The sequence below is a fragment of the Arthrobacter sp. Soil764 genome, assembly GCF_001428075.1.
Lineage (GTDB): Bacteria > Actinomycetota > Actinomycetes > Actinomycetales > Micrococcaceae > Arthrobacter.
Window position 1 is genome coordinate 98,592 of record NZ_LMSI01000012.1, and the last position, 12,501, is coordinate 111,092.

The window sequence follows — 12,501 nt, forward strand, 5'->3', positions numbered from 1 at the left end:
AACGGCAGTGACATGGACATCCTGAAGAATTAGATTGCTCGCTTCCTTAGCCGCCGGCGCTCGCGCTCGGAAAGGCCTCCCCAAATGCCGAACCGTTCGTCATTGGCCAGCGCGTACTCCAGGCACTGTGACCTGACATTGCAGGCACCACAGACCTTCTTGGCATCGCGGGTGGAGCCGCCCTTTTCCGGAAAGAAGGCTTCCGGATCAGTCTGGGCGCACAGCGCATCGGTCTGCCAGCCAAGTTCGCCCTCGTCGTCAAAGTCCTGCTGGAGCGGCAGGCCGATCCATACCGGCTGGGCGGTACCCGGCGCAGCCAGTTCCATTGGCGGGTCAAGATCATCTTCCGGCTCCGCACCGCCGTCAAGGAGGGCTTCATGCGCCGCGAGGAAGGCCGTGGCCTGGTCCTCGAGGACACTGCTCGAATTCCTGTTGTACCGCTCTGCAGCATCAGGATCGGCGGGATCGACGTACCAATCGCTCGGCACCCCCCGCGCACGGTATTTTGCCGTTGCCTGACCGGCCACCACGGCATCTTCCTGGATACGCTCTGCTTGCCCCACGGCGACCCTCCTGATGTTTCAGCCACTGCCTGGATACGTGGGCACTCGGTTGTGTGCCGGTATTTGCGCAATTGCTTTAGTTACCTAATTACACGTGTGTAACTAGGGCGAGTCAAGCCGTTGCCGGGATAATAGACAGTCGGGGCCCGTAAGTTTGTGTACGCCACGCCCGGGATTTCCGTCGGTCCGGGCGTGGCGGATGCGGCGGGACGACCTCCAGCTGCAAAAAAGCCCTGAACTCTCTGCAACGGCGGGAAAAATACCCGGTCCAGGCGTAAATAGCAAGTACGCTTAGCAACGAGGGTGATTAATATCACTCGCAGCTTGTGCGGACCGAGGCGCCAACCGCACCCATGACCGGAAACTCCCGAAGTGGCAGGATGAAGCCATGACGACTATCCCCGCCATCGACCTGATGGGCAGCCTCCGCTCCGGCAACTCCACTGCACCCCGCCTGACCTGGTATGGGCCGGACTCAGAGCGTGTGGAACTATCGGGAAGGGTCCTTGACAACTGGGTGGCCAAGACCAGCAACCTGCTGCAGGACGAGCTGGACGCGGAGCCGGGCATGCGCCTGCGGCTTGCGCTTCCGCCTCATTGGAAAGCCCTGGTTTGGGCGCTGGCGGGCTGGCAACTGGGACTGGAAACCGTGCTCGACGACGGCCCGGCAGACTTCCTGGCCACGGACGATCCCAGCGGCGCCGGGGATCAGCACGACGCCGTCATTGCAGTTGCGCTGCCGGCTCTCGCGATGCGCTGGACCGGGGAGCTTCCCGCCGGCTGCCTCGACTACGCCGCCGAAGTACGTTCCCACGGGGACGTGTTCATGCCGCACTCCGATCCCGATCCGTCGGCCTGCGCGGTCCGGACCCACGATGGACGCGCCATCCTGCACAGCCAGCTGGCCAGCGGTTTCGCCCTTCACCATTCGGAAGGCGCCAGGGTCCATGTTCCTGCGGGCCATGGGCTGGAATCCGCTTTGGCCAACGCGTTGGGAGCCTGGCAGCAGGGCGGCTCGGTGGTTCTGACCCACGCTGATGTGGCGCTTACCGGCAAACTGCTCGCAGACGAACGCATCCACGGCAGCTAGCAGCGGCCCAACCTACGACTGGGGGCCACCGTCGGCCGGAGTGGGGGCCGGACGCTCGGCGGCACGGGAGGGCTCCCTGTGCGGGTGGGCTTCGATGAGTTCGTGGTCGTGGGAAAACTCCGGTTCCTGGTCCAGTTCCTCGTTGAACACCAGGAAGCGGTACGCGAAGAAGCGGACCACCGTGGCAACCAGGATGCCCGCCACGCCCGCAAGGAACAGCAGGTTCTTGTCGTCGATGCCCATCCCGTACTTTGCCAGGGCGGTGAAGCCGGTGGAGATGCCGATGCCAATGCCGTTGATGAGGACGAACATGGCGAACTCGCGGAGCACGTTGGCCTGGCGGCGGTGGCGGAACGTCCAGAAACGGTTGGCCACCCAGGAGAAGACTGTGGCGACGGTGGCCCCCACGAAGCGGGCCTTCGCCTCACTGTCAGACATGGGACCGTGCATCAGGTAGTAGGTCAGCCCGTTGTCAATGACAAAGGCCACGCCGCCTACCGCACCGAACTTGGCCACCTCGCGCCAAAAGAGTGAGGCGAGCCCCCGGATACGATCTGCAAGTGCGCTAAACATGACCCTCCATGGCCGTGATGAACTGTGGGCCGCTCGGCCAAATGACTATTTTAGCCCCCAAAGCTTTGAGCCGGTGCTGTCCGGCGGCCGGCGGTTGTCCCAGCGGCGTAAAATCTCCTCCCCCTGCCGGGCCGTAAAAGCAGGATTGGGCGCCTCTTCGGTAGGCTGGCAGATGTGACTTTTCCAGTGATAGGCGTGGTTGGCGGCGGCCAGCTCGCGCGAATGATGGCCCCTGCCGCTACAGCACTCGGCTTTGAACTCCGTGTCCTCGCCGAGGGCGACGACGTTTCCGCAGTGTCGGCGGTACCCGCCACACCCGTGGGCGACTACAAGGATCTGCAGACGCTGCTGGACTTTTCCAAGGGCCTGGACGTGATGACGTTCGACCATGAGCACGTTCCAACGGACCACCTCCGTGCCCTGCAGGAGGCCGGCGTCAATGTCCAGCCCGGACCGGACGCCCTGGTCCATGCCCAGGACAAGCTGGTCATGCGTGCCGCCATCGACCGCCTGGAACTGCCCAACCCCGCCTGGGCGTCTGTGGCGGATGTCGCCGCGCTGGTCCGTTTCGGCGACGAAACCGGCTGGCCCGTCGTACTGAAGACACCTCGGGGCGGATATGACGGCAAGGGCGTGAGGATCGTGGCATCGGCAGAGGAGGCCGCGGAAGCCGAAGACTGGTTTGCCGCCATGAGTCCCCTGCTCGCTGAGGCCAAAGTCGAGTTCACCCGCGAACTCTCGGCACTGGTGGCACGCACGCCCGACGGCGAGTCGCGGGCCTGGCCGGTCGTCCACACCATCCAGGTGGACGGTGTCTGCGACGAGGTGATTGCGCCCGCAATGGACATTCCGCTGGAGGTTGCAGCCGCCGCCGAGGACGCCGCCCTGCGCATCGCCGCCGAGCTGGACGTGACCGGTGTCCTTGCCGTGGAACTCTTCGAAACTCCGGGCAGCGGCGCTGGGTTCCTGATCAACGAACTGGCCATGCGGCCCCACAACACCGGCCACTGGACCCAGGACGGTTCCATTACCAGCCAGTTCGAACAACACCTTCGTGCCGTCCTGAACCTGCCTTTGGGTGCCACCGATGCGCTGGCCCCCGTAACCGTGATGAAGAACTTCCTGGGCGGAGACAACCAGGACCTCTACTCCGCGTACCCCATGGCACTTGCCGCCGAACCGGCCGCGAAAGTCCACTGCTACGGCAAATCCGTGCGCCCCGGACGTAAGATCGGCCACGTGAACCTGGTGGGAACCTCCACGGCGGAAGTCGAGTCGGTGCGCCGCCGGGCCACGGCTGTTGCAGGCATCATCCGTGACGGACGGGTTGGCAGCGAGGAACCGTCCGCAGTATTCGAGGAGAACGCATGAGCGCCGAAGCAACCACAGCCGCCGGTTCCGGTGCCAGTCCCCTGGTTGGCCTGGTCATGGGCTCCGACTCGGACTGGCCCGTCATGGAGGCTGCGGCAGACGCCTTGGCTGAGTTCGGCATCCCCTTTGAAGCGGACGTCGTCTCAGCCCACCGGATGCCCACCGAGATGATTCGGTACGGCCAAACCGCCCACGAACGCGGCCTGCGGGTCATCATCGCCGGCGCCGGCGGTGCCGCCCACCTGCCCGGCATGCTTGCCAGCGTCACGCCGCTGCCCGTGATCGGCGTTCCCGTTCCCCTGAAGACCCTTGACGGGATGGACTCCCTGCTGTCCATCGTCCAGATGCCGGCCGGCGTGCCGGTAGCCACCGTGTCCATTGCAGGCGCACGGAACGCCGGGCTCCTGGCTGTAAGGATACTGGCCTCCGGCACCGACGAACTGGCCTCTTCGCTGCGCGCGGATCTCCTCGACTTCGCCGCCGACCTCAACGCGGTTGCTTCCCGCAAGGGCGCAAGCCTGCGGCAAAAAGTCAGCGAAGTCTTCCCCGGCGGTTCCAGCGCCCTTCGGGGCAGCCGTTAGGGCGGCGGGCATGGCCAGCAGCAGCAGCGTGCTCAACACCGGTGGGGGCACGGCCATGACAGACCCGGTGCGCTATCCGGTCAGTGCTTCACCGGAGGTCCGCACCAAGCGTGCCTTTGTCCTGGTCCTGTTGACACTCCTGCTTCCGGGCAGCGCACAACTCGTGGCGGGCGACCGCAAGCTGGGCCGCGCGGCCCTGCGCGTAACACTGTGCGCATGGGCGCTCCTGTTGCTGACGGTGGCCATGCTGCTGCTAAACCGGAGCCTGGTCATCACCATCCTCACCAACCCTGTTACGTCGCTGGTGCTCGTGGTCCTGCTGGCGGCGCTGGCACTCGGCTGGGCCTTCCTCTTCCTGAACACCCTGCGGCTCATCCGCCCTGTCCTGCTGGCACCGAAGGCACGCCCCGCCGTCGGCATCGCTCTGGTGCTCGCCCTGGTGGTGGGCAGCGGCTCGGTGGGCTACGCGGCCTACCTGCTCAATGTGGGCCGCAACGCGATCGGCAGCATCTTCGGTTCAGGTCCGGCCATGAAGCCCGTGGACGGCCGCTACAACTTCCTCCTGATGGGCGGCGACGCCGGCGATGACCGTACGGGACGCCGCCCGGACAGCCTCTCCGTCCTGAGTGTGGACGCCGAGACGGGGCAAACGGCCATTATTTCCGTCCCGCGCAACTTCCAGAACGCCCAATTCAGCGCCGGCTCCCCCATGCGGTCCATCTACCCTGACGGCTACAACTGCGGCGACGAGTGCCTGATCAATGCGATCAACACCGAGGTCACCAACGAGCACAAGGATCTTTACCCCGGCGTGGCAGATCCCGGTGCGCAGGCCACCCTTGAGGCAGTAGCCGGAACGTTGGGAATGGATATCCAGGCCTACGTCCTGGTGGACATGGACGGCTTCTCCAAACTTATCGACGCCATGGGCGGCATCCGGATCAAGGCCGGCGGCTGGGTCCCCATCAGCGGTGAAACGATCGATGAGGCCAACGGCATCCACGGCATGCCGCTGGGCTGGATCCCGGCGGGCGACAACACTCTCGATGGCTACCACGCCCTGTGGTACGGCCGCTCGCGCGAATTCGTGGACGACTACGCACGGATCGCACGCCAGCAGTGCGTCCAGCAGGCCATGCTCAAGCAACTGGATCCAGCCACGCTGCTGTCCAAGTTCGAGGATATTGCCGACGCCGGCACCAAGGTAGTGGACTCCAATATCTCTTCCTCCCAGCTGGGCAGCTTCCTGGACCTGGCCATCAAGGCAAAGGGCAAGGAAGCCAAGCGGCTCACCATCGGGCCGCCGGACTTCAACGCATCCTTCTCCACCACCCCGGATTTCGGGCAAATCCACGAGCGCGTGGACCAACTGCTGGCCTCGGCATCCGCCAAGGGTGCACAGTCAGCCGGAATTCCGGACGACGTCGTGGCGGTTCCGCAGGCAGCCGCCGGTCACGTCCAGGCTGCAGGCACTGTCCCGGCCGCCCTGCCCGCCGCAGTCAAGGCGGAACAGCAGCCCTCGCCGTCGGACTTCACGCCCGTGACCACCACCCCGGACGGCGAGCCGATCACGGAGGAGATGCTGAACCAGTTCAAGCTCGAGGGCGACGAAGAGTCCATCCGCCAGCTCGTGGCCACCAACGGGCAGTGCGCCCCGCTGTAGCGGCAAACCAGTCAGTGCCCGGCCCTTGGCCATCAATCCGTGGCCTGCCCGCCAGTGCCCATCGATAAATGCCCAGCCACAAGGGTGCCCATCCATCAAGGAACGGAACGGTTTTGTACGAGATTGAGAACGTCCTCCGGGACTACGCCTGGGGTTCGACAACCGCCATCGCCTCGCTGCTGGGCCGCCCCGAATCGGGGCGCCCGGAGGCAGAGCTATGGATCGGGGCGCACCCGGACTCTCCGTCGGTGGCGCACCTGCCCGAGGACGGGTCCCGGAGCCCGCTCGATGCCCTGATTTCCTCCGACCCGGAGCATTTCCTCGGCGCGGAGTCCGTCGGTGCCTTTGGCCCGCGGCTGCCGTTCCTGGCCAAGATCCTCGCGGCCGCGCAGCCGCTTTCCCTTCAGGTCCACCCGAGCCTGGAGCAGGCGCGGGAGGGGTTCGCACGGGAAAACGAGGCGGGAATCGATCCGCACGCCCCGAACCGGAACTACAAGGATGACAACCACAAGCCGGAGATGATCTTCGCCCTCACGCCGTTCGAGGCGCTGTGCGGGTTCCGCCCTCCAGCGGAAACCCGGAAGATCCTGCAGCACGTTGCAGCTGCCTTCCCTGACACCGGGCAGATCCCGCAACTGCTTCAAGCGCTTGTCGAAGACCTCGACGCCCCGGATGAAGGCGCGGGACTCCGGCGGGCCTTCGAACGGCTGATCATGGGCGGGCAGGACGTGGCAGACGAAACCGCCCTGGTGGTGGCGGCCTTGGTATCCGGGGCTCCGCTCGAGCCGTACCAGGCAGAACTGGGCACCGTCATCAGCCTCAACGAAAAGTACCCCGGTGATCCGGGCGTCCTGATCTCGCTGCTGCTGAACCGCATCTCACTCAAGCCGGGCGAGGCGGTGTATCTTCCTGCCGGGAACGTGCACGCGTACCTGCACGGGCTGGGCGTGGAGGTCATGGCCTCCTCGGACAACGTCCTGCGCGGCGGCCTGACGCCCAAGCACGTGGATGTGCCCGAACTCCTGCACACCATCGACTTCCGTCCGGTGGCCGTACCGATGCTGGCTGCCGAAAAGACGGTGATGGACCAGGAGCTCTTCCGTCCGCCGTTCCGGGAGTTCCAGCTGCAGCGCATCGAGCTGGGGCCGGACGCCGGCCCCGTTCCGCTGGTGCAGGCCGGCCCGGCCGTGGTCATCGTGGTGGCGGGTGACGTGTACCTGGATTCCCCCAAGGGAGACCTGGAGCTGTCGCGGGGCGGCAGCGCATTCATCGCCGCGGCGGAAGCCCCCATCAACGTCCACCGCGCGGCGGGCAGTGAGGGGAAGGCGCTTGCCTTTGCGGTGACCACCGGCCTTTAGCCGCCCGGCCTCAACATCAAAAGGCGACGGCGGCACCCGCCCGGGTGCCGCCGTCGCCCTCGTGATGTGCCCAGTCAGTTGCCCGGGCGCAGCTTCCGGACCAGCGGCAGGACCCGCCCGGCCGCGGTCTTCAGCAACTGCCGACCCTGCTGGAGCCCTTTACGCGCCAGCGGCATGGCAGTGGAGTACGCGGGGTAGAACGGCGACAAGGGCTTGTCCCAGGTGCCCAGCAGCATGTTTTCGTGTTTGGCGAACTGCTTTTTGAAGTCGGAAATGCCGTCGTTGAGCAGGCCGTTGAAATCGTACCGGCTGCAGCCGTCCTCGCGCATTGACTGCAGGGCCGCCCACTTCACGCCGTAGTTCACGCGCTGCTTCTGGCCTTCGGCGGACACTCCGCCGTAGAGTTCGAACGCGGTGGCACCGCTGCGGGACAGCCAGGTAAAGGCGAGCATCTGCTCGCCGTCGAACGCGGCAATGATCGGCGAGGCGTCGCCGAGGTTCTTGAAGATGTCGCGGTAGTACTGGTCCTCGTGGATGCCGAAGCCGGCCCGCGCCGCCGTGTCGTGGTAGATGGCCAGCACCTGCTCCAGCTCGGAGTCGTTCTTGACCTTGCGGAATTCCACTTCGCTGCGCATGGCCTTGCGGATGTTCGCCCGTGTGGACTTGGACATCTCTGCCATCAACTCGTCGTCGGACCGGGTGAGGTCCAGGATGAGCGTGCGCGGGATAAGGACGGTGTTGGCCGACTCGCGGAAGCCTGCGGCGGCGACGGCGCCGCCGAAGGCGGAGTCCTTGTCCCAGTCGGGCTCGATGCTGAGGGCCACTCCCCTGTGGCGGAGGGCAGCGTGCTCGGCCAGCCGGTTGAGGACCACCTGTGCCTTCTCCGCGGAGCACATGGGGCCACGCGGAATGTAAACCAGCGCCCGGAAGGGAACGGGTAGCCTGCGGACCAGCAGCTGGGCGGCGCCGATGGTTTCCTCCCCGGCCTTGACCAGGACCCTGTCCACGGACCAGCCGTGCATGGCCTTGGTCTCGCCCCAGCCCCACAGCTGTTGCGGATGCCCCTGGAACCGGTCGACATTTTCGTCCCAAAGGGCGCGGTCAGTACAGGGAACAACAGCAGGAATCATGGCTTAAACCCTATACCAAGGCGTTAACGGCAAAGCCCCGGTGCGCACGCGGCGCCCCGGGGCCTGACATCCTGCAATGGCCGTGGATCAGCTCTTGCGGGCGTAGCCTTCCCACTTGTCGGCGCGGTGCTCGCCGTCGACGAAACGGATGGTGCCGGACTTGGAGCGCATGACGATGGACTGGGTGAGGACCTTGTCCTTGGAGTAGCGGACGCCCTTGAGCAGGTCTCCGTCGGTGATGCCGGTGGCGGCGAAGTAGCAGTTGTCGCTGGAGACCAGGTCGTTGGTGGAAAGCACGCGGTCGAGGTCGTGGCCGGCGTCGATGGCCTTCTGCTTTTCTTCATCGCTGGTGGGCCAGAGACGGCCCTGGATCACGCCGCCCAGGGACTTGATGGCGCAGGCGGCCACGATGCCCTCGGGGGTGCCGCCGATGCCCATCAGCGCATCCACACCGGTGCCGGAGCGGGCAGCGGCGATGGCGCCGGCCACGTCGCCGTCCATGATGAACTTGGTGCGCGCACCGGCTTCGCGGATTTCCTCCACCAGCGGCTTGTGGCGGTCGCGGTCAAGGATCATCACGTTGAGCTGGTTGACCTTCACGCCCTTGGCCTTGGCGATCAGGTGCAGGTTCTGCTTGACCGGCAGGCGCAGGTCCACCATGTCAGCGGCCTCGGGGCCGGTGACGAGCTTTTCCATGTAGAACACAGCGGAGGGATCGAACATGGAGCCGCGTTCGGCAACGGCCAGGACAGCCAGGGCGTTGTTGATGCCGAGGGCGGTCAGGCGGGTACCGTCGATGGGGTCAACGGCCACGTCGCATTCGGGGCCGGTGCCGTCGCCAACGCGCTCACCGTTGAACAGCATGGGGGCTTCGTCCTTTTCGCCCTCACCGATCACCACGACACCGTTGAAGTGGACGGTCTGCAGGAAGGAACGCATGGCATCGACGGCCGCGCCGTCGGCGGTGTTCTTGTCGCCAAAACCCACCCAGTGGCCGCCGGCGATGGCCGCTGCCTCGGTGACGCGGACAAGCTCAAGGGCGAGGTTGCGGTCCGGCTCGTCGTGGCCCACCGCAAGGGACGGTGAAATCGTGGAGTACTTCTGGGTCATGGACGCTGGTGACACGTGAACCTCTTCTTCGAGTGGCGATCATTGAACCCGCCCGCCGGTGCAGCAGGACGGTGATTCCTCTGCTATCGATCATAGTCGCGGCACCGCTCCGCGGGCGGCCCATGACGCAACCACGCAATGTGCACTGCGGCTACCGCCGTGCCCCAGGCCAGGGCCGAATGGAAGTACGGCTCCGGGATGGGCGACTATAGAGGGGTGAATGACATGCAGGAAGCCACCAGTCCCAGCTCCGGCCAGGAACAGCCCGAGGCACGTTCCGGCCCTGCCGGCAGCAGTGCGGACGCCCCTGTTAAGCCCGTCATTCCGGCGGCAGCCGCCAAGCGGGCGAACGCCTCGGTGATCGGCATGATCATTGCCCTGGTGCTCAGCATTGCGGCGTTCCTGCCCGTTGTCCTCATGAATCCCCAGCCCAAGGGCGATGGCTACCGGCCGGACATCGACGTTGCATCGGTGGCACGGAATGCGGCGGATGTGGCAGGATTCACACCCGTCGCCCCTGATACCGGCAGCGCCTTCCGCGCCAACTACGCCCGGTGGGAAGCCGGCACCGGCAGCGGCGTGCCTACCTGGGAGGTGGGCTACCTGACCCCCAAAACATCCTTCATCGGTTTGGTGCAGACCAGGAACTCCAACCCCACCTGGCTCCTCCAACAGACCAAAAACGCCCCCGTCACCGGTTCGCGGAATGCCGGCGGCCGGGAATGGGAACTGCGCGACACCGGCAAGGGTGAGAAATCCATGGTGCTGAACTACCGGGGCAGCACCGTCATCCTGTCCGGCGCGGCGCAACTGGACGAATTCGCAACCCTGGCCGCCGCCGTCGTCACCTCCCTTGAGAGCAGCCCCGCCGTCACAGTTTCACCCTCGGCGGCCCCCACGCCGTAAGGTGGGGCCGTGACGACTAACCTGACCCCTGCACTGGCCTGGCGCCGCCTGCGCGAAGGCAACGAACGTTTCGTAAACGGCGAGTCTTCCCATCCGAACCAGAATGCTTCGCGACGATCATCACTCGTGGAGACGCAGAATCCCTTCGCGGTGATCTTCGGCTGCTCTGATTCCCGGCTCGCGGCAGAAATCATCTTCGACGTCGGCCTGGGCGACGTCTTCGTGGTCCGCACAGCCGGCCAGGTCATTGACGACGCCGTCCTGGGCTCCCTGGAATACAGCGTCGGCGTACTGAACGTGCCGTTGATCGTCATCCTCGGGCACGACAGCTGCGGTGCCGTCACGGCCACCAGGGATGCCGTGGAGACCGGCGAGATGCCGGCAGGATTCATCCGCGACCTCGTGGAGCGCATCACGCCCTCCGTGCTGACGTCCCTGCGCAATGACCAGCCCGAGGTCAACGACATGGTGGTGGAGCACGTCAAGCAGACGGCGCAGCGCCTTGCGGACAGCTCGCGTGTGATTTCCGACGCAATCGAAGGCGGCCGCACCGCCGTCGTCGGCCTTTCCTACCGGCTGGCTGAGGGCCGCGCGGACCTTGTTTCCGGAATCGGCGAGCTTTAGGACCCCTATGCCGGCGGCCCGGCGGGCCGCCGGCAATGCTCCCTTAACGGTTTTCGATGGGGCACCGGATCGCCATAAGCTAGCCCCATGACTTCCACTGAAGAGTTCCGCATTGAACATGACACGATGGGCGAAGTCCGCGTCCCCGTGAACGCACTGTACCGCGCGCAGACGCAGCGGGCAGTGGAGAACTTCCCCATTTCCGGCAAGACACTTGAGCGCACGCACATCGAGGCGCTGGCCCGGGTCAAGAAGGCTGCTGCCCAGGCCAACGCAGAACTGGGCGTGCTCGACGGCGAGCTGGCCAAGGCGATTGCAGACGCTGCCGACGAGGTGGCTGCCGGCAAGTACGACGGCGACTTCCCCATCGACGTCTTCCAGACCGGTTCCGGCACGTCCTCGAACATGAACACCAACGAGGTCATCGCCGAACTGGCCACCCGTGCGCTGAAGGCCGCCGGCAGCGACAAGGTTGTCCACCCGAACGACCACGTCAACGCCTCGCAGTCCTCCAACGACGTGTTCCCCACGTCCGTGCATGTGGCCGCCACCTCCGCGCTGATCAACGACCTCATCCCCGCCCTTGACTACCTGGCCGGCTCGCTGGAGCGCAAGGCCGCGGAGTTCAAGGACGTGGTGAAGTCCGGCCGCACCCACCTCATGGACGCCACCCCGGTGACCCTGGGCCAGGAGTTCGGCGGCTACGCAGCGCAGGTCCGCTATGGCATCGAGCGCATCAACGCCTCGCTCCCCCGCGTCGCAGAGGTTCCGCTGGGCGGCACCGCCGTGGGCACCGGCATCAACACACCGGCCGGTTTCCCGGAGCGCGTGATTGAGCTGCTGGCCACCGACACCGGGCTGCCGCTGACCGAGGCCCGGGACCACTTCGAGGCACAGGCCAACCGCGACGGCCTGATCGAGGCGTCCAGCCAGCTGCGCAACATCGCCATCTCGTTCATGAAGATCAACAACGACCTCCGCTGGATGGGTTCCGGCCCCAACACCGGACTCGGCGAAATCGCCATCCCGGACCTGCAGCCCGGCTCCTCCATCATGCCCGGCAAGGTCAACCCGGTCATCTGCGAGGCGTCCATCATGGTGGCCGCCCAGGTCATCGGCAATGACACGGCCATCGCCTGGTCCGGCACCAACGGTGCGTTCGAGCTCAACGTGGGCATCCCGGTCATGGCGGCCAACCTGCTCGAGTCCATCCGCCTGCTGGCCAACACCAGCCGGGTCATGGCGGACAAGATGATCGACGGCATCACGGCCAACGTGGAGCGCGCCCGCTTCCTGGCCGAGGCCTCCCCGTCCATCGTGACCCCGCTGAACAAGTACATCGGCTACGAGAACGCCGCCAAGATCGCCAAGACCGCCGTCAAGGAGGGCCTGACCATCCGCCAGGCCACGGAGAAGCTCGGCTTCGTCGGCGACGGCGAGGGCAAGGTCTCCGAGGCCGACCTCGAGAAGGCGCTGGACGTCACCACCATGACGGCCCCGGCCCACAAGGCATAGTCCACACCACCTCCTGG

The 12,501-nt window shown here is 65.8% G+C and carries 12 protein-coding genes; 8 read left to right on the forward strand and 4 right to left on the reverse strand.

All coding sequences use genetic code 11. The features are described from left to right. Positions 1-29: 29 nt before the first annotated feature. Positions 30-563, reverse strand: coding sequence for a WhiB family transcriptional regulator (locus tag ASG86_RS20125; protein ID WP_082566716.1), 534 nt, complete (start codon positions 561-563; stop codon positions 30-32). A 388-nt stretch (positions 564-951) separates the two neighbouring features. On the opposite strand from ASG86_RS20125, the gene ASG86_RS08020 reads away from it, so the two are divergent. Then, positions 952-1,653, forward strand: a complete 702-nt coding sequence (locus ASG86_RS08020; protein WP_056332321.1) for a TIGR03089 family protein — start codon at positions 952-954, stop codon at positions 1,651-1,653. 12 nt (positions 1,654-1,665) lie between these two features. On the opposite strand, the gene ASG86_RS08025 is transcribed toward ASG86_RS08020, so the two are convergent. After that, positions 1,666-2,226, reverse strand: coding sequence for a GtrA family protein (locus ASG86_RS08025; protein WP_056332323.1), 561 nt, complete (start codon positions 2,224-2,226; stop codon positions 1,666-1,668). A gap of 222 nt (positions 2,227-2,448) precedes the next feature. On the opposite strand from ASG86_RS08025, the gene ASG86_RS08030 reads away from it, so the two are divergent. From ASG86_RS08030 to manA, 4 genes are all read left to right on the forward strand, one after another. Beyond that, positions 2,449-3,597, forward strand: coding sequence for a 5-(carboxyamino)imidazole ribonucleotide synthase (locus ASG86_RS08030; protein ID WP_056332325.1), 1,149 nt, complete (start codon positions 2,449-2,451; stop codon positions 3,595-3,597). Continuing rightward, positions 3,594-4,178 (forward strand): 5-(carboxyamino)imidazole ribonucleotide mutase, encoded by a 585-nt coding sequence (gene purE, locus ASG86_RS08035; protein ID WP_056332328.1) that lies wholly within the window; start codon positions 3,594-3,596, stop codon positions 4,176-4,178. Before ASG86_RS08030 ends, purE begins: the two co-directional genes overlap by 4 nt. A gap of 10 nt (positions 4,179-4,188) precedes the next feature. After that, positions 4,189-5,841 (forward strand): LCP family protein, encoded by a 1,653-nt coding sequence (locus tag ASG86_RS08040; protein ID WP_056332330.1) that lies wholly within the window; start codon positions 4,189-4,191, stop codon positions 5,839-5,841. Positions 5,842-5,954: 113 nt separating this feature from the next. Then, a complete protein-coding gene (gene manA / locus ASG86_RS08045) occupies positions 5,955-7,199 on the forward strand; it encodes a mannose-6-phosphate isomerase, class I (protein ID WP_056332332.1) in 1,245 nt (414 codons plus the stop codon). Between the two features lie 74 nt (positions 7,200-7,273). Here manA and ASG86_RS08050 read toward each other — a convergent pair whose 3' ends face one another. Then, positions 7,274-8,329 (reverse strand): lipid II:glycine glycyltransferase FemX, encoded by a 1,056-nt coding sequence (locus ASG86_RS08050; RefSeq protein ID WP_056332334.1) that lies wholly within the window; start codon positions 8,327-8,329, stop codon positions 7,274-7,276. An 87-nt stretch (positions 8,330-8,416) separates the two neighbouring features. Then, entirely contained in the window at positions 8,417-9,439 is a 1,023-nt protein-coding gene (gene glpX / locus ASG86_RS08055) for a class II fructose-bisphosphatase (RefSeq protein ID WP_181422425.1), read from the reverse strand. Positions 9,440-9,664: 225 nt separating this feature from the next. Between glpX and ASG86_RS08060 the strand changes: the two genes are divergently transcribed. From ASG86_RS08060 to ASG86_RS08070, 3 genes are all read left to right on the forward strand, one after another. Next, positions 9,665-10,345: a DUF4245 domain-containing protein gene (locus tag ASG86_RS08060; protein WP_235565153.1), complete on the forward strand. Its 681-nt coding sequence runs from the start codon at positions 9,665-9,667 to the stop codon at positions 10,343-10,345. 9 nt (positions 10,346-10,354) lie between these two features. Beyond that, on the forward strand, positions 10,355-10,969 hold the full coding sequence (locus ASG86_RS08065) for a carbonic anhydrase (RefSeq protein ID WP_056332338.1): 615 nt from the start codon (positions 10,355-10,357) through the stop codon (positions 10,967-10,969). An 87-nt stretch (positions 10,970-11,056) separates the two neighbouring features. Then, on the forward strand, positions 11,057-12,484 hold the full coding sequence (locus ASG86_RS08070; RefSeq protein ID WP_056332340.1) for a class II fumarate hydratase: 1,428 nt from the start codon (positions 11,057-11,059) through the stop codon (positions 12,482-12,484). Positions 12,485-12,501 lie beyond the last annotated feature (17 nt).

What these genes read in the sequence shown, in the direction of transcription:
- ASG86_RS08050 (WP_056332334.1), bottom strand. Translation starts at nt 8,329, where the DNA reads ATGATTCCTGCTGTTGTTCCCTGTACTGACCGCGCCCTTTGGGACGAA.
- ASG86_RS08070 (WP_056332340.1), top strand. Translation starts at nt 11,057, where the DNA reads ATGACTTCCACTGAAGAGTTCCGCATTGAACATGACACGATGGGCGAA.
- ASG86_RS08040 (WP_056332330.1), top strand. Translation starts at nt 4,189, where the DNA reads ATGGCCAGCAGCAGCAGCGTGCTCAACACCGGTGGGGGCACGGCCATG.
- ASG86_RS08060 (WP_235565153.1), top strand. Translation starts at nt 9,665, where the DNA reads ATGCAGGAAGCCACCAGTCCCAGCTCCGGCCAGGAACAGCCCGAGGCA.
- ASG86_RS08020 (WP_056332321.1), top strand. Translation starts at nt 952, where the DNA reads ATGACGACTATCCCCGCCATCGACCTGATGGGCAGCCTCCGCTCCGGC.
- glpX (WP_181422425.1), bottom strand. Translation starts at nt 9,439, where the DNA reads ATGACCCAGAAGTACTCCACGATTTCACCGTCCCTTGCGGTGGGCCAC.
- purE (WP_056332328.1), top strand. Translation starts at nt 3,594, where the DNA reads ATGAGCGCCGAAGCAACCACAGCCGCCGGTTCCGGTGCCAGTCCCCTG.
- ASG86_RS08030 (WP_056332325.1), top strand. Translation starts at nt 2,449, where the DNA reads ATGATGGCCCCTGCCGCTACAGCACTCGGCTTTGAACTCCGTGTCCTC.
- ASG86_RS08025 (WP_056332323.1), bottom strand. Translation starts at nt 2,226, where the DNA reads ATGTTTAGCGCACTTGCAGATCGTATCCGGGGGCTCGCCTCACTCTTT.